The organism is Dickeya parazeae Ech586 (assembly GCF_000025065.1).
GTDB lineage: Bacteria > Pseudomonadota > Gammaproteobacteria > Enterobacterales > Enterobacteriaceae > Dickeya > Dickeya zeae.
In genome coordinates this window covers 2,353,074-2,368,610 of sequence record NC_013592.1, presented here as the reverse complement: position 1 = coordinate 2,368,610, position 15,537 = coordinate 2,353,074, and the positions used below count along the sequence as shown (strand labels likewise).

The following is a 15,537-nucleotide window of genomic DNA, read 5'->3' as shown; positions in this document are numbered from 1 at the left end:
GTGTTGTATTCCTCATCAGGGAATACATGGCGTTATACCAGTAAAGGCCGGTTATAAACACGGGCAATCTGACCTTTCCCCTGGATTTGTACCGGTGATTCACTGGCGGGGATAAAGCATGATTCGCCTGGCAGCAAACGGACCTGCTGTGCGCCGTGTTCCAGCACTGCCTGACCTTCGACACAAAAGATAATAGCTGCACTTTGCTGACTCAGCATCTGCGGTACATCGGTAAGATAATGCAGTGAAAAGGCAAAGTCATCGACCGGAATAGGAAAACTCAGTTCGTTGGCCGTTTTTACCGGCGACGTCAGCAAGGTGTCGGCAGATTTCGGCTCAAAGCGGACGTTGGCGAGTAACTCAGGGATATCAATATACTTGGGCGTCAGACCGGCGCGCAGAACGTTGTCCGAATTGGCCATCACCTCCAGCGCCACCCCCTGAAGATAAGCATGCGGGGTTTCGGCATACAAAAACATGGCCTCGCCCGGTTGCAGTGTAACGACATTCAGCAGTAACGGGGAAAACAGACCACCGTCATCAGGGTAAAACTGTGCAATAAAGCGAATGGTGTCCCAAGGTTCGCCATGTTGATGGCTCAAAACCTCTTTCAGTCCGGCGATAGCGGAGGCTTTCTGCTTGCCTTCCATGCTCAACAGGCTGGAGAACAAGGTACTGAGCGTGGTGCTATCCGGGCATGACAAAAATGCGGCGATAGCCGGGTGGGCGTTGGCTAGCGGTTGCAACAAACCGGCGATCGCCTTCAGTTCACGAAATCCGTTCATCGCCAGATAAGGGGTGAGGGCAAAGACCAACTCCGGTTTGTGGTTAGCGTCTTTGTAATTGCGTTGTGGGGCGTCAAGCGCTATACCGGCGGCATTTTCTCGCGCAAATCCCACTTCAGCCGCAGACTTACTGGGGTGAACCTGAATCGATAACGGCTGTTCAGCACATAATACCTTGAAAAGGAAAGGTAACTCACCAAAGCGTTTTGCTACTGCCGTACCTAAAAAACCGGATGGGTCTTTATTGATCAGATCCCGAAGGCTCTGTGCCTGCCCCTGCTCATCAAGTAAGAGAGAGCTACTTTTCGGGTGCGCCCCCATCCACAGCTCTGCCATTGGTTGATTGTCTGGGTTTTCAATCCCATACAGTTCGGTTAACGCGTGTTTACTGCCCCAGGCATAATGCTGCACATTGTTGCGCATTTTTTGCATAATATTTTCCTGCTATTAAATAGATTGTTAATTTCATGGCAATAACGGCGGATAATCGCGCCTGATAAGGTTGCGCCATCTCGATGCCCGCTATGCTAATGCTTTATATGCCATGATTCCAGAAAGGTAATAATTCGCAGTCATCTGAAAATGACGTGTTTCGCAAAGGAGAAAACCATGTCAGACACGCGTATTGAGAAAGATTCCATGGGGCCGATTGCGGTGCCTGCCGTGCATTTGTGGGGGGCTCAGACCCAGCGTTCACTGGAGCATTTTCGTATTTCGGAAGAAAAAATGCCGGGTGCACTGATTATGGCGCTAGCCCAGACCAAACGTGCAGCAGCGCGCGTCAATATAGATTTGGGGTTATTAGACGCCAGTAAAGGTGATGCCATTATTCAGGCGGCAGACGAAGTCCTGAGTGGTCGGCACGTCGGTGAATTCCCGCTGGCTATCTGGCAGACGGGGTCTGGTACTCAGACCAACATGAATATGAACGAGGTACTGGCGAATCGGGCCAGTGAATTGTTGGGGGGAGAGCGGGGTAATGACCGGCTGGTTCACCCGAATGATGATGTCAATAAAAGCCAGAGTTCTAACGATGTTTTTCCCACTGCTATGCATGTTGCGGCAGTGACCGTGCTGCGCGAGCATTTGATCTCTGAATTGAACGTGTTGCAACAGACTCTCGCGGATAAGGCGACGCAGTTTGCCGATATCGTCAAGATTGGGCGCACGCACCTGCAGGATGCGACGCCGCTGACGTTAGGGCAGGAGATTTCTGGCTGGGTGGCGATGCTATCGCATAATGTGCACCATCTCGAGAATAGCATTCCTCACCTGTGTGAACTGGCGTTAGGCGGCACAGCTGTCGGTACCGGGTTGAATACACACCCTGAATACGCGGTGCGGGTGGCGGCGGAACTGGCGACGCTGACTGGACATCCCTTTGTGAGTGCGCCGAACAAATTTGAGGCCCTGGCAACCTGTGATGCGCTGGTGCATGCGCATGGCGCACTGAAAGGTCTGGCTGCGTCATTGATGAAGATTGCGAATGATGTGCGCTGGCTGTCCTCCGGGCCTCGTTGCGGTATTGGCGAGATCGCCATTCCGGAAAATGAGCCCGGTAGCTCGATTATGCCGGGGAAAGTCAACCCGACACAGTGTGAAGCGATGACCATGTTATGTTGCCAGGTTATGGGGAACGATGTCGCGGTCAATATGGGTGGCGCTGCCGGTAATTTTGAGTTGAATGTCTTTCGGCCGATGGTGATTCACAATTTCCTGCAATCCGTTCGGTTATTGGCTGATGGTATGAAGAGCTTTAACGAGCATTGCGCGGTGGGCATTGAACCTAACCGCGAGCGGATTAACCAATTGCTGAATGAGTCGCTGATGCTGGTGACCGCGCTCAATCCACATATTGGTTATGACAAGGCCGCTGAAATCGCCAAAAAAGCGCATAAAGAAGGGCTGACACTGAAGGTATCAGCCTTGAAACTGGGCTATCTCACTGAGGAGCAATTTACGCAGTGGGTTCGCCCAGAGGACATGGTCGGCAGTATGAAACCGTGATACTCAGGCACCGTCATCGGTATACAGATGCAAGCGCGGGATCAGTAACCGCAACGGCTTGGCTTTGGGCCGATGGCGATGCTGAATGTTGTCAGCATCGTAGTCATTGAGGTCTCCCATCACCGGCATCGTATCCTGATGACACAACACCAGCAGCGGTGACGGGCAGGGATGCTGTACTTGCTTCTGCTGTTCCTGATACCAGACCCGTGCAATCGGCTGAACTTTCACGGGCCGCTTGATTTTTAGCAACGCCTGTTCCGGCAGGCGCTTCACATCACGGATTTCCTGCTCCAGCAACGATGCCCATTGCTCCTTGCTGTATGGTGCCTGACTGCGTCCTGCCTGCAGACTTTTCTCCAGTTTTTCCAGTAACGCATCACGGGTAATGTTGTTGATGATGTTCTTGTTCGCCCAGCCGAATCTCACCGAGGCCGGATCAAGCAGCAGGGTAATGGTGCGATAGGCGCTCAGTGTTATCAGCCCTTTGAGGTGGGCATGGACAAAATCGAAGCGCTGCTCGGGTTCCAGTCCAGATTCCACGGTGATGATCTGCTCCAGTTCCTTTTTCCGGGCGTTTATGTTCGTCACTAACTGACGAGCCTGTCGTGATTCAGCGTTATTAACCCGAAAACACAGTACGCCGGGCAGGCGGATGGCTGCTTTGCTACTGATAGTTTCAGCGTAGTGGTGAATGAATAAATGCCGAAAATGCTGCAAACCGATATCACGGGCTTCTATACCAGTGACGGACATAACCTGAATATGTGTTACCGGGTCATGCTCTGTACCTTTTTCTATCGGAGGGAGGGTAAACAAGCGCCCGCCGGTAAAGTTAAAGGTGAGAAACAATTGATGCATTTCAACCAGATGCGCTTCCAGTGAGGTAAAGCAACGGTTCATCCGTTCAATCAGGTCGTAGGCAGGCATAATTTTCAACATCATATTAGTTACAACATACTATTGATTATATCCCAAACGCCCGGTTCAGCAATGCATCTTTTTATCAGCTTGATAGTACGAAAAAGCAAAGTACCCACCGATTCTGAATTTTCAGCACCGGTGGGTAGAAGGGGGGAGATAAGTTACCGTTGACTCAGTTTTTCAGGGATTTCAGCTTGAATCCTAAGCCGATAGCCAGCGTCAGCAAGCATGACAGAAACAGCACCAGCCCCGTCCAACCATAGTGATACCAAAAGAAACCACCTGAAGTACCCGCGAGGCTCGACCCAAGATAATAACAGAACAAATACTGCGACGAAGCCTGACCTTTCGCGCGCAATGCACGCAAACCAATCCAACTACTGGCAACCGAGTGGGCGGCAAAGAACCCGGCGGCAAAGAGCATCATCCCCAAAAACATCATCAGCAGCGAACTGAACAGGGTGAGTAAGAGGCCTGATAACATCAGTATAATACTGCCGACCAATACCGGTCCCCGTCCGAAACGAGCAATCATCGCCCCGGCGCGTGGTGATGCGTAGCTACCGGTGAGGAAGACCACCGATAGCAACCCTACCACCGTCTGGCTCAGGTTGTAGGGGGCATCCAGCAAGCGATAGCCAATATAGTTGAACAGCGTCACAAAGGAGCCCATCAGCAGGAACCCTTCGGCAAATAACAAAGGTAGGCCCGCATCACGCCAGTGTAAGCGGGTATTGATCCACAGTGTTTTAGGGCGCAGCGAACCTGCACGAAAGTGACGAGAATCCGGCAATATCCGCCAAAACGTCAATGAGGCCAGTAACGCGACGATGCCAATACAGGTGATGGATACACGCCAGCCGAAAAAATCAGCAATGACCCCGGTTAACAGACGACCGCTCATCCCGCCAATTGAGTTACCGCTGATATACAACCCCATAGAAAATGCCACCACACTGGGATGGATTTCCTCACTCAGGTAGGTCATGGCTACCGCCCCCACGCCGCTGAGCGATAAGCCAACCAGGGCGCGCATCACCAACAGGCCGACCCAGTTGGTCATCATGCAACCTAGCAGGGTAAATACCGACGCCAGTAGTAGCGATACCACCATGACATTTTTACGACCAATGGTGTCTGATAGCGGGCCGGTAAATAACAATCCGACAGCCATCGTCATCGTGGAAACGGAAAGCGACAGGCTGCTGGTGGCCGGAGATACGCCAAAAGCCTGCGACAATATCGGCAATATGGGCTGTACGCAGTACAGCAGGGCAAAGGTCGCCAGACCGGCAGAAAACAAGGCGAGCGTAACGCGAATGAACGACGGCGTACCTCGGCTGATAAACGGATTTTTGTAAACAGGAACGCGGGTGTCGCGTTGAGGTTGGATATCGTCAGTGACAGAAACGGACATTCTCTGTGCAGACATGGGGGTACTCAAAATCAATCCTTATCCGGAAAAATACGGCAAAAACATCAGTGGACAAATCATAGAATTAGCCCGATTGTTTTGTATAATATATTAATTGTTAATAATGATATTTTATAAATATGAATATTGAGCTCAGGCATTTACGCTACTTCATTGCCGTCGCCGAAGAGCTGCATTTTGGGCGGGCAGCGGAAAGACTGCATATCTCTCAGCCGCCTCTCAGTCAGCAGATACAGGCATTAGAAGAGCAAATCGGCGCTCAATTGTTGGAGCGAAATAACCGTAATGTACGCCTGACACAGGCGGGCGAATTATTTCTGAAAGAGGCCTGGGCCATCATCAGCCAGGTCAATCAGGCGGCAGAGCGAGCGGCCCGCATTCAGCGCGGTGAAATAGGGGAGCTTAATATCGGTTTCACCTCATCAGCTCCGTTTGTTAAACAGGTTTCGCGTAGTCTGTTGCAGTTTCGCCAGAGCTATCCTGAAGTACATATCCAGATGATGGAGATCAACACTAAGCAACAGATTGCACCGTTGCTTGACGGTAAGCTGGATCTGGGCGTCATGCGTAACAACCCATTGCCGGATATGCTGCGTCATCAGCTACTACTGCATGAGCCAATGGTGGCGGTTGTGCATGAGGAACACCCGCTGGCCTCTGTTCCCGGCGGGCATATCAGTATCCAGCAGTTAGCCAATGAACCCTTCGTGTTTTTTGCCCGTGAAGTGGGAACGGCGCTGTACGATGAAGTCCTGAATTTGCTCAAAAGATACGGCATTACACCGTACATTACGCAGGAAGTCGGCGAGGCGATGACAATTATCGGCCTGGTCTCATCCGGGTTAGGGGTTTCCTTGTTGCCAGCGTCATTCCGTCGTATCCGGATAGATGGCGTAAAATACCTGTCGTTGCAGGAAAAAGACGCTATCAGTGAAATGTGGTTAGTAACCCACCAGCACCGCCCGCTGAACACCGCCGCCCAGACGTTAATCACGCTAATGTTGGGTAATACCCTCAAAAATATGTGCGGTTAATCACATATCGAATCAAATATTTGACGGCTATTTACAAAAGCTCCACCATAGCCTCAGTTTTTTATTTTACAGCGTAAAAAATACCCATTACGCCTAATTGCAGGAGCCGCTTTACCGTGATTGTCAGTGGTCAGCCGGGACACATCGATCAGATCAAACAGATGAATGCAGGTGGCGTTTATCGACTGATCGATGAACATGGCCCCATCTCCCGCATTGAGTTGTCAAAACAGGCCCAGCTTGCTCCCGCCAGTATTACCAAAATCGTGCGTGAACTGATGGAGGCGCATCTGGTACGGGAAACCGAGTACCAGGAGATGGGAAGCCGCGGGCGGCCTGCAATCGGACTGGTGTTGGATACCGAAGCTTGGCACTATCTGTCGGTACGAATCAGCAACCAGGTGATGACGTTGGCCCTGCGTGATTTGAGTGGATATCTGGTGGTGGAGGACAAGGCTGATTTACCGAGTGAACATCCCCAGCCTCTACTGGAACGTATTCTGACGGACATCGATCAGTTTTTTATCCGCCACCAACGTAAGTTGGAACGACTGACCGCTATCGCTATCACTTCTCCCGGTATGGTGGATTCATCCACCGGCATCATTCACCGTATGCCGTTTTACGCCGTGGAAGAAATGGCGATCGGCCCGGCGCTGGAAAAGCGCACAGGGGTGCCAGTTTATCTGCAACATGATATTTGCGCCTGGACGATGGCAGAAGCGTTGTTTGGTGCATCACGCGGTTGCCAAAACGTTATCCAGATAGTTATCGACCATAACGTCGGTGCCGGCATTATTACCGGTGGACGTATACTGCATGCCGGTAGCCGAACACTGGTGGAAATTGGCCACACGCAGGTTGACCCTTATGGTAAGCGCTGTTATTGCGGTAATCACGGGTGCCTGGAAACGGTTGCCAGCATTGAAAGTATGCTGGAACTGGCCCAGCAGCGCCTGAAAGGTTCGATGAGTTCACTGTTGCATGGCTCACCGTTGACGGTCGAATCGCTGTGTGAGGCAGCACTGAACGGTGATCAGCTGGCAAAAGATATTATCGTTGATGTTGGCAATAACGTGGGCCGTATTACCGCTATCATGGTTAACCTGTTCAATCCGGAAAAAATTCTCATTGGTTCTCCGCTGAATCAGGCTGCTGATATTCTGTATCCTGCCATTCTTGATTGCATCCGCCGTCAGGCATTACCGGCTTATAGTCACCATTTGCAAGTCACATCGACCCATTTTTATAATCAGGGAACGGTGCCCGGTGCCGCTCTCATCAAGGATGCGCTCTATAACGGTTCTTTACTGATTAAACTGATGCAGGGTTAATCAGTACTGCGTCGTGTCTTCGCTTACCGACAAAACATTGCGCTAACGCAAGCCGCTCCACAGGCCCATCCCCTAGACTTTAGGCTTCATCAGTACGTTTTTTGAGGTTTATTTTTTCAGGTGGGGCCTGCCGGAGTGGTGTTTTCATGTTAAAGCGTATGTTTGTTACAGGAACGGATACTGCCGTTGGAAAAACAGTCGTATCGAAGGCGTTATTACAGGCGCTGACGAAAACGGGCAAAACCGTGACGGGGTATAAGCCTGTTGCCAAGAGCTGCAAGGAAACAGAAGAGGGGCTGCGTAACAAAGATGCGCTGATCTTGCAGGAAGCCTCGTCGATCCCACTGTCTTATCAGCAAGTCAATCCTGTGTCGTTACAGGAAGATGAAATCAGTGCCAGCGAACAAGAGATTAACTACTGCGCGATGACCGAAGGGTTGAACCAGCTTGGTGGGCTATCAGACATGGTTATCGTAGAAGGTAGCGGCGGCTGGCGTACCTTAATGAACGACATGCGGACCTATTCGGAATGGGTGGTTCAGGAACAATTACCGGTCGTTTTGGTGGTTGGGATAAAGCTCGGTTGTATCAACCATGCGCTGCTGACGGCGCAGGCGATTATTAATGATGGGTTGCCGTTGGTCGGCTGGGTTGCTAACCGCATTAACCCAGGGCTGGCTAACTATGCTGAAATCATCCAGGCGTTGCGGGAAAAAATTCCTGCCCCTCAATTGGGTGAGCTACCGTATTTGCCCCGCGCAGAACAACGAGATTTGTCCACGTACATTGATCTTTCCGCGATTAGCCAGTCGTTCTAACTGTCGACGGGTACCCGGTTCTATATCATCCACGGTCTATGGTGGAGGTAATCCCCGGGTATTTTTAGCGCTGAATAACAAAGAGGAAAGGGGAGAATGTCGCTCCCCTTTTTTATATCGCATCATGGCATCGATTGATTACGTCTAGCGCTTCTTACCCACCGGGTGAGCGCTCAGATCGTCGTTATCAATTATCCGCAAGGCGGATATAAACGATTTTCTGTGTATCCTGGCCGCAATGACCAACAACCTGGCCGCCGTGCTGGCTGACCTGATCGTTAGGTACGATATCCAGCTCGAAACCGGATTCAGGTACGCCATTGTTGATAATCTTGCGGGCGATGTCATCGCGAATCTGTTCACAGGAGGCTTGTGACGCTTGTGCGATAAGTGGTGTCAGTAACAGCGCTATTGCACCGGCCAGCATCGTTTTCTTCATGGCATCCTCCCACTCATCTTGATGGTTTATCTGCCCAGTCTGGGCAGATAAAGTATAGATCAATCTATCAGGGTGTTACCGGACGGCCAGAGCGACGGTCAAGGCAGCGCGAAGAGCTGGGTTCCCAGTAAGCATTGAAGTTAGAACTGGCTTTGCATTTCTCTTCAAGCGCTTCTGCCATATCGGCTTTATCGAAATCCCGATCGGCTTTATCAACGCGTTTTTCAAGATGCTTGTTCACTTTATTACGCAATGTACGTGTCTCGTTCCAGTCTTCGCTACTCTGGCGCGCCGCTTCTTTTGATAACGCACTGTTGCCGTTATCAATCACGATGTGTTGCGCAGCCTGTGCTGATGACAAAAGACCCAGACTAAACAGGGATGAGGTAAGAAGAAGGAGTAAATTACGTGTTTTTTTCTGCATGTTTCACCCAGACAGGAGTTTCTGTAAATACGAAAGCAAGGTTGTCATAACCAAAGATAGCGTCATGGTGACTATAGCATCCGCTACCATCAACAAACTATAACTGAACTAACAGATTCAGGGTACGCCGCTGCTTTCACTGCAGTATAGTCTGGGCGGAGTCGGTATCACTGCGCCTGAATGGCATGGCAGATACACCGCTCCGCGTTCGTCCCTGAATGTTCACATCAGGCGTTGGCGCATCACGCCGAAAGCCTATTGATGTGGTATTACTTTATCTGGTACTACCGGTATGAATTACTCGTCGCGGGTAACCTTCAAGCCACCGTATGTCTGGCTGACCGGCATCATTTCCAGCGTGTTGATATTGACATGAGCAGGTAATGTCGCCACCCAGAACACCGCTTCAGTCACATCTTCCGGCGTCAGTGGGTTGGATTTGTCATATGTCTGGCTGACCTTGGCTTCATCGCCTTTAAAGCGTACAGCTGAGAATTCGGTACCACCAACCAGACCGGGTTCAATATTGGTCACACGCACACGAGTACCGGACAGGTCGGCACGCAATCCCAGGCTGAACTGACGCACAAATGCCTTGCTCGCACCGTAGACATTCCCACCAAGATAAGGCCAGTTGCCCGCAGTCGAGCCGATATTAATGATATGGCCCACATTGCGTTTCACCATTTCCGGCAATAACGCATGGGTCATAAAGACCAACCCTTTGTTATTGGTATCGATCATGGTTTCCCAGTCATCGACGTTGGCTTTATGCGCAGGCTCTAACCCCAAAGCCAGACCGGCATTGTTGACCAGCACATCAATATTGCGCCATTCGGCAGGTAACGTAGCGATAGCCTGCTCAATGGCTTGCCGATCGCGAACATCAAGACGAAGCGTGAAAAGCGCATCGCCATATTCAGCTTTCAGCGCATCAAGACGTTCCTGGCGGCGCCCTGTGGCGATAACCTGATGGCCTTCTTTGATAAAACGCCGGGTAATTGCCTCACCAAAGCCCGCCGTTGCACCGGTAACCAAAATAATCATGCGTTTTTCCTCTGTTATTTCTGACTGCAATTATTTCTGACTGCAATGCCTGACAGCGATCTTTCGCTTTTGACAGCGTTTGAGCCCAACTTGAACCCAACACGGTGTTCGCCACGTTATCACGAAGATCTTGCCTGTAACATCATAATGAAAATCAGCATACCTCAACGTCATGGCTATCTCTATGTCAGTGTTGATCTTTTCGGTGCCGCTCGTACTCAGGATACCGCGTTGCACTATGTTGCAGATATTCTGTCGAGCCGGGCCGCAGGCTAATCCACACAGGTTTGTTATCGATTATTGTCTGGCTCTATAGTGGTTTTTGAGGTAATGATGAGTCTGGGTATCAATAACACGGGTAAGGAACAGGTATGGAAAGCAGCAAAAGTCACCAGCAGTCCGTCGAACAACAGTTTGGTGAGCAGGCTAACGCCTATCTTAACAGCGCCGTTCACGCTCAAGGCGAAGACCTTGCCCAGTTGGCCCAGCGTCTACAGGGCAACCACCATACCTGTGTGTTGGATTTAGGCTGTGGTGCCGGCCATGTCAGCTTTACCATTGCCAGTCTGGTCGAAAACGTGGTGGCATGCGATTTGTCACCGCGAATGCTGGATGTTGTTGCCAGTGCTGCACAGGAAAAAGGGCTGGCAAATATCAGGACAGAGCAGGCGGTAGCGGAGTCATTGCCATTTGCCGATGGTAGTTTTGATGTGGTGGTGAGCCGTTATTCAGCCCATCACTGGCAGGATGTCGGGCAGGCGCTGCGGGAAGTCAGAAGGGTGCTGAAACCGGGAGGTGAAGCGATTTTCATGGACGTGATTTCACCCGGTCACCCGGTGCTGGATGTTTATCTGCAAACGGCGGAAATGCTGCGCGACACATCGCATGTACGCGATTATACCTCGGGTGAATGGTTGACACTGCTGAGCGAAGCCGGATTGACAGTACGTTCTTTGCAAACATCGCGTCTGCACCTGGAATTCCAAAGCTGGGTGACGCGGATGCGGACTCCTGAACACTTTGTCACGGCAATCCGCGCCCTGCAGCAGCAAATGTCAGCCGACGTTATCCGCCATTACGCTATTGAGCCGGATGGCTCCTTTACCACCGATACGGCTTTTATTGTTGCCAGTCGGGGGTAAAAGAGCAAGACAGCAGACTATGCATCACTCATTTCCTGATTATCTGCTTCAACGGCGTCGTACAGCCGCTCCAGAATATCAGGAAATGCTGACTGAACACGGTTCCAACTGGGGACAAACGGTTTGTCCCCAGGGCTGTCACTGTATGCCTGTCCTGATTGGGTAATGACATCAGCAAACAATTCGACTGCCGATTCTTCGGTATGGCGATCAAAATGCAGGCCATTCATACGGGCATCATGTTCGAATGAGTCGATCATATCCAGCGCGGTTCGATAATAAGTGGCACGTAACACCCGGAACGAATCCGTTGTGATATTCACGCCCTGAATTGCCAGTTTGCGGTATAGCGCTTTGGTGATATCCATCGCCATACGCTGCAACCCGGAACTGGGGTCGTTTTCCGACATCGGTTGATGTTTGTGGTCGTAATTGTCAGCGATATCCACCTGACAGATACGGCTGGTCGCTGTTCCCCGGTGGATTTCCGATAGCATACCGATTTCCAGCCCCCAGTCGCTCGGAATGCGCAAATTCCGCAACACATGGCTGCGCATCGCGAATTCACCGGATAGTGGATAGCGAAAACTGCGCATATACTCAAGATAATCTGAATTACCGTAAACGCTTTGCAACGATTTCAATAATGGGAAAACCAGCAAACGTCCAACGCGGCCATTCAGCTTTCCCTCTGCCACTCGCGCGTAATAGCCTTTGCAGAAATCGTAGTGAAAATAGGGGTTGGCAATCGGATAGAGCAGGCGAGCCAGCATAGTGCGATCGTAAGTGACAATGTCACAATCATGCAATGCAATACAGGCCGTGCGCCGTGACGCTAAGGTATAACCAACACAGAACCAGACATTACGACCTTTGCCTTGTTCCATCGGCGCTAATTCCTTGTCGGTCAGTTCCTGACTGAGCCGGGTCAGGCGCGGGCCATCGTTCCACAAAATGCGGTGCCGCTGCGGAAGGCGGGAGAAAAATTGTCGGGCAAACAGAAATTGCTCGCGATCAGCCCTGTCCAGCCCGATAACGATTTCTGACAGGTAAGGTACCTGAGAGAGCATATCGACAATCTTATCCAGCGCCGGTCCTTCCAGCTCAGAATACAGGGAAGGGAGGATCAACCCCATACTGCTCTGACCGGAAAACACCTGTAACTCGTATTCCAGTTCTTCAACGCTGCGCCGGGTAAGGTTATGAAAATTGGTAATCATTCCATCCTGATAGAATTCACTCATGGTTGCTATTCCTCCCATCTCAATCAAGCAGTTCAGCCCCGTAGCGGCTAAGAAAATAGGTGAGTCCTTCATTCCAGCCAGCCGGTCCGGCAGCCTGTGTATGGTAGATCTCCTTATGATTTTTTGGTGACAACGTCACGTTATGGGTGTGATGACCTTTGATGATCACGGCATAGTCAGTGGCTTCCAGCAACGATACATCGTTGGGGCCATCACCTAATCCGATAGTGACCACAGGCCCTCGGCTTGCTGATTGCATTTGTTTTATCAGGCGCTGTACCGCATTACCTTTACTGATACCGTCAGGCATTACATGAAGAAAACGGCCGCCTTGTGTTAAACAAAGCTGTGTTTGGGCCAGACAGGTCTTGAATGTTTCCAGCGATGTCGTATCGTCTTGCCACAATATGGGCTCGGAAGCGTAGCGTTGACGGGCCAACGCCGCCTGCGGCAGTGTCAAACCTGTTGCTGCCGCCACAGTGGCATCATCCATGTCCGCAAAACCACAGAATAGAAAGCCGTATTGTTCACGTAACCGCTGTAGTGCCCGACAGAGGTCAGGGTAGGTAAGGGAATGTATTGAACGTGTGGATAGCGGTGGTGTTTGCCAGCATGATGGCAGCAAAATGTGAGCACCGTTTTCCACGATAGCTGGCATATCGCTTAACCCCAGTTCCTGCTGCAGCGGCAGGAGTTCCGCTGCTGTTTTACTGGTGGTGATGACAACCGGCACCTGATGGCGTTGCAAGCGGTTCAGCCAGGGTTTGGCCGCATCCCACCGGTAGGTGTCGTGCTCCAGTAATGAACCGTCCAGATCGGTAAAAATAACCCAATTCGTAGTCAATTCAGGCACTTTACCTCCTGTATGTATGTGGGTGTGATGAGGGAGTGGTATAAGGCAACTGACATGCGGATTGGCGACATAACGCTATTCGCCTGATTATTTTTATGGAAATGATTCGAATGCTTTATTAAGCCTAGACAGGGATCACGGTTTTGGCAAATTGAGGGTTATAGTTCAAGCCAGTACTGACCACGGGGAGATTGGTAAGCCGAAACGCCAGAACCCGCCTGACCTTACCTTGGTTCGCATAATGTATATTATGTTAAATAATATGTAATGGTTAATAAGTTCACAAGCCAATTACACGTTCTGATAAATCAATGCCTTAGTAATTTCTGACTTCCCTCCCGTTTCTTGCATTAGGTACTGAGTACATTTTCTTCATACACATGTGAGCTGAGTTATTCGGGTACCTAATTGTTGGGTTTATCTTGTATGACAGCGTAATGCATCGATGACAAGCTCAAAGGCTCTGGTCAACTGGCGTCGACTGGACGCGCAACAAACGCGCACCCGCCGCAGTTGTTGACACACTGCGAGTGGTTCTGTGTAACAGCCTCACCCCTACCCGTTCTTCAAGGCCAAGCATCGCGTGACTCAGGGATGAACGGGAAACACCCAAGCGAGCTGCCGCCCTGGTGAAGCTGCGTTCACTTGCCACTGCAGCAAATGCCTGAAGGTCATTCAGCTTTTCTTTCATTTTCATTGGTGAAAATCCTGCACAAGTGCATTCTCATCTGGCTATCTTATCATCCTGAAATGCCTGCACTACACTTTCCACACTGTATCACTGACTCAACCAGTTACTGCTATTTGCCGAGTCTGGCGAAGTCATCAGGAGAGAGACAATGCAGACATTGTTGAATGAAAAACAACAGTCGATAATTTCTATTGCCGCATTTACCGCAACTGGGGACATGAACGATCTTAATGCAGCGCTTCACGACGGGCTGAATACCAGGCTGACCATCTCTGAAATTAAAGAAATATTGGTTCAGATGTATGCCTATGCAGGATTTCCCAGAAGCCTAAATGCACTGGCTGCGTTCATGAAAGTCACGGAGGAGCGTCACCAGCAGGGTATCCGTGATGAAATCGGTATACCGGCGACACCTCTGCCTGAAAAATGGAACAGCCTTGAGTCCGGTTACCACAATCAGACCCGTCTGGTCGGGCATCCTGTCAGCGGTGCGCTGTTTGAGTTTGCACCCGCCATAGACCAGTTTCTTAAAGCACATCTGTTTGGCGATATTTTTCAGCGCGATATCCTGAGTTGGCAGACTCGTGAACTGGCCACCATCTCAGCCCTGGCTGCAATGCCTGGAGTGAACAGCCAGCTTGAGAGCCACTATGCCATCAGCCTCAATAATGGATTCACTGTGGAGCAGCTAAAAGATTTCACGGATATTTTGTCGGCTAACTGTGGAGCCACAATCGCTGGCAATGCCCGAGAGGTACTGAACCAGTTGCTGGCAAAACGTAACAGTGAATGCCTTCAGTAGATAAAAAGCGGAGAATTTATGAGCGATAACTTTGACGGTAACGGCATTTTCCCTAAAGGGCCGAAAAATGAAGCCTATGCACAATATTTCCAGGGGACGAGCTATCTGAGCATGCTTTCTACTGAGGGCGTGACTATTGGCAATGTAGTGTTTGAGCCTGGATGTCGTAATAACTGGCATATTCATCACAAGGGTGGACAAATTTTGCTGGTGACCGGGGGGCGTGGCTGGTACCAGGAATGGGATAAACCCGCCCGTCGGCTGAGCGTCGGCGATGTCGTTAACATCCCGCCCGGCACGAAACACTGGCATGGTGCTGCCAGAGACAGCTGGTTTGCCCATATTGCGGTTGAAGTTCCTGCTGAAGGTGCCACAAATGAGTGGCTGGAACCGGTAGAGGAGACGCAGTATGGCCTGCTGCCATGATTAATGGTGGTGGTCGGAGGCCGCGTGTGGCTGTCATCATATTTTGAGCGTCACTTTGTCAACCTACGCTAACGTGTATTCAGCCACTCGATATGACCGCATTAACTCGCCCTCTCTATGGGCAATCTTCGT

General features: G+C 50.7%; 16 protein-coding genes and 1 pseudogene. 8 read left to right on the top strand and 9 right to left on the bottom strand.

Annotation, left to right across the window (positions count from 1 at the left end):
• Positions 1-32: 32 nt before the first annotated feature.
• A complete protein-coding gene (manA, locus tag DD586_RS10325) occupies positions 33-1,217 on the bottom strand; it encodes a mannose-6-phosphate isomerase (RefSeq protein ID WP_012884757.1) in 1,185 nt (394 codons plus the stop codon).
• A 177-nt stretch (positions 1,218-1,394) separates the two neighbouring features.
• On the opposite strand from manA, the gene fumC reads away from it, so the two are divergent.
• Complete coding sequence (gene fumC, locus DD586_RS10320; protein ID WP_012884756.1) at positions 1,395-2,792, top strand: class II fumarate hydratase; 1,398 nt, start codon at positions 1,395-1,397, stop codon at positions 2,790-2,792.
• A gap of 3 nt (positions 2,793-2,795) precedes the next feature.
• Here the strand turns inward: fumC and tus are convergent, their stop codons facing one another.
• Both tus and DD586_RS10310 read right to left on the bottom strand, forming a co-directional pair.
• On the bottom strand, positions 2,796-3,722 hold the full coding sequence (gene tus / locus DD586_RS10315) for a DNA replication terminus site-binding protein (RefSeq protein WP_041164930.1): 927 nt from the start codon (positions 3,720-3,722) through the stop codon (positions 2,796-2,798).
• A gap of 166 nt (positions 3,723-3,888) precedes the next feature.
• Positions 3,889-5,133: an MFS transporter gene (locus DD586_RS10310; protein ID WP_041164416.1), complete on the bottom strand. Its 1,245-nt coding sequence runs from the start codon at positions 5,131-5,133 to the stop codon at positions 3,889-3,891.
• A 137-nt stretch (positions 5,134-5,270) separates the two neighbouring features.
• Between DD586_RS10310 and DD586_RS10305 the strand changes: the two genes are divergently transcribed.
• The 3 genes from DD586_RS10305 to bioD all read left to right on the top strand — a co-directional run bounded on the left by DD586_RS10305 (position 5,271) and on the right by bioD (position 8,337).
• On the top strand, positions 5,271-6,185 hold the full coding sequence (locus DD586_RS10305) for a LysR family transcriptional regulator (protein ID WP_012884753.1): 915 nt from the start codon (positions 5,271-5,273) through the stop codon (positions 6,183-6,185).
• A 116-nt stretch (positions 6,186-6,301) separates the two neighbouring features.
• Positions 6,302-7,519 carry a sugar metabolism global transcriptional regulator Mlc gene (gene mlc / locus DD586_RS10300; RefSeq protein ID WP_012884752.1) on the top strand — a complete coding sequence of 406 codons (1,218 nt, stop codon included), beginning with the start codon at positions 6,302-6,304 and terminating at the stop codon, positions 7,517-7,519.
• A gap of 146 nt (positions 7,520-7,665) precedes the next feature.
• Positions 7,666-8,337, top strand: a complete 672-nt coding sequence (gene bioD / locus DD586_RS10295) for a dethiobiotin synthase (protein WP_012884751.1) — start codon at positions 7,666-7,668, stop codon at positions 8,335-8,337.
• Positions 8,338-8,524: 187 nt separating this feature from the next.
• Here bioD and DD586_RS10290 read toward each other — a convergent pair whose 3' ends face one another.
• The 3 genes from DD586_RS10290 to ydfG all read right to left on the bottom strand — a co-directional run bounded on the left by DD586_RS10290 (position 8,525) and on the right by ydfG (position 10,247).
• The gene (locus DD586_RS10290) at positions 8,525-8,776 is read right to left on the bottom strand and encodes a DUF1161 domain-containing protein (RefSeq protein ID WP_012884750.1); all 252 of its coding nucleotides are present in this window, start codon (positions 8,774-8,776) and stop codon (positions 8,525-8,527) included.
• A gap of 67 nt (positions 8,777-8,843) precedes the next feature.
• The gene (locus DD586_RS10285) at positions 8,844-9,200 is read right to left on the bottom strand and encodes a DUF1283 family protein (protein WP_012884749.1); all 357 of its coding nucleotides are present in this window, start codon (positions 9,198-9,200) and stop codon (positions 8,844-8,846) included.
• Between the two features lie 297 nt (positions 9,201-9,497).
• Positions 9,498-10,247, bottom strand: coding sequence for a bifunctional NADP-dependent 3-hydroxy acid dehydrogenase/3-hydroxypropionate dehydrogenase YdfG (ydfG, locus tag DD586_RS10280; protein WP_012884748.1), 750 nt, complete (start codon positions 10,245-10,247; stop codon positions 9,498-9,500).
• Between the two features lie 147 nt (positions 10,248-10,394).
• Here ydfG and DD586_RS22360 point away from each other — a divergent pair, with 147 nt between their 5' ends.
• Positions 10,395-10,523: a hypothetical protein gene (locus tag DD586_RS22360; RefSeq protein WP_267195270.1), complete on the top strand. Its 129-nt coding sequence runs from the start codon at positions 10,395-10,397 to the stop codon at positions 10,521-10,523.
• Between the two features lie 95 nt (positions 10,524-10,618).
• On the top strand, positions 10,619-11,389 hold the full coding sequence (locus tag DD586_RS10275; RefSeq protein WP_012884747.1) for a class I SAM-dependent methyltransferase: 771 nt from the start codon (positions 10,619-10,621) through the stop codon (positions 11,387-11,389).
• Between the two features lie 17 nt (positions 11,390-11,406).
• On the opposite strand, the gene DD586_RS10270 is transcribed toward DD586_RS10275, so the two are convergent.
• From DD586_RS10270 to DD586_RS10260, 3 genes and pseudogenes are all read right to left on the bottom strand, one after another.
• On the bottom strand, positions 11,407-12,633 hold the full coding sequence (locus DD586_RS10270; protein ID WP_012884746.1) for a glycosyltransferase family protein: 1,227 nt from the start codon (positions 12,631-12,633) through the stop codon (positions 11,407-11,409).
• A gap of 19 nt (positions 12,634-12,652) precedes the next feature.
• Complete coding sequence (locus tag DD586_RS10265; RefSeq protein ID WP_012884745.1) at positions 12,653-13,486, bottom strand: mannosyl-3-phosphoglycerate phosphatase-related protein; 834 nt, start codon at positions 13,484-13,486, stop codon at positions 12,653-12,655.
• Positions 13,487-13,970: 484 nt separating this feature from the next.
• Positions 13,971-14,183: pseudogene (locus DD586_RS10260) on the bottom strand (LysR family transcriptional regulator); the annotation flags it as partial.
• A gap of 142 nt (positions 14,184-14,325) precedes the next feature.
• On the opposite strand from DD586_RS10260, the gene DD586_RS22265 reads away from it, so the two are divergent.
• The gene (locus tag DD586_RS22265; RefSeq protein ID WP_012884743.1) at positions 14,326-14,979 is read left to right on the top strand and encodes a carboxymuconolactone decarboxylase family protein; all 654 of its coding nucleotides are present in this window, start codon (positions 14,326-14,328) and stop codon (positions 14,977-14,979) included.
• Between the two features lie 18 nt (positions 14,980-14,997).
• Positions 14,998-15,405 (top strand): cupin domain-containing protein, encoded by a 408-nt coding sequence (locus DD586_RS22260; protein ID WP_012884742.1) that lies wholly within the window; start codon positions 14,998-15,000, stop codon positions 15,403-15,405.
• Positions 15,406-15,537 lie beyond the last annotated feature (132 nt).

Coding starts and splice junctions, on each gene's coding strand:
- DD586_RS22265 (WP_012884743.1), top strand. CDS start 14,326: ATGCAGACATTGTTGAATGAAAAACAACAGTCGATAATTTCTATTGCC.
- DD586_RS10270 (WP_012884746.1), bottom strand. CDS start 12,633: ATGAGTGAATTCTATCAGGATGGAATGATTACCAATTTTCATAACCTT.
- DD586_RS10275 (WP_012884747.1), top strand. CDS start 10,619: ATGGAAAGCAGCAAAAGTCACCAGCAGTCCGTCGAACAACAGTTTGGT.
- DD586_RS22360 (WP_267195270.1), top strand. CDS start 10,395: ATGAAAATCAGCATACCTCAACGTCATGGCTATCTCTATGTCAGTGTT.
- DD586_RS10310 (WP_041164416.1), bottom strand. CDS start 5,133: ATGTCCGTTTCTGTCACTGACGATATCCAACCTCAACGCGACACCCGC.
- fumC (WP_012884756.1), top strand. CDS start 1,395: ATGTCAGACACGCGTATTGAGAAAGATTCCATGGGGCCGATTGCGGTG.
- ydfG (WP_012884748.1), bottom strand. CDS start 10,247: ATGATTATTTTGGTTACCGGTGCAACGGCGGGCTTTGGTGAGGCAATT.
- bioD (WP_012884751.1), top strand. CDS start 7,666: ATGTTAAAGCGTATGTTTGTTACAGGAACGGATACTGCCGTTGGAAAA.
- DD586_RS22260 (WP_012884742.1), top strand. CDS start 14,998: ATGAGCGATAACTTTGACGGTAACGGCATTTTCCCTAAAGGGCCGAAA.
- DD586_RS10285 (WP_012884749.1), bottom strand. CDS start 9,200: ATGCAGAAAAAAACACGTAATTTACTCCTTCTTCTTACCTCATCCCTG.
- DD586_RS10290 (WP_012884750.1), bottom strand. CDS start 8,776: ATGAAGAAAACGATGCTGGCCGGTGCAATAGCGCTGTTACTGACACCA.
- manA (WP_012884757.1), bottom strand. CDS start 1,217: ATGCAAAAAATGCGCAACAATGTGCAGCATTATGCCTGGGGCAGTAAA.
- DD586_RS10305 (WP_012884753.1), top strand. CDS start 5,271: ATGAATATTGAGCTCAGGCATTTACGCTACTTCATTGCCGTCGCCGAA.
- tus (WP_041164930.1), bottom strand. CDS start 3,722: ATGCCTGCCTACGACCTGATTGAACGGATGAACCGTTGCTTTACCTCA.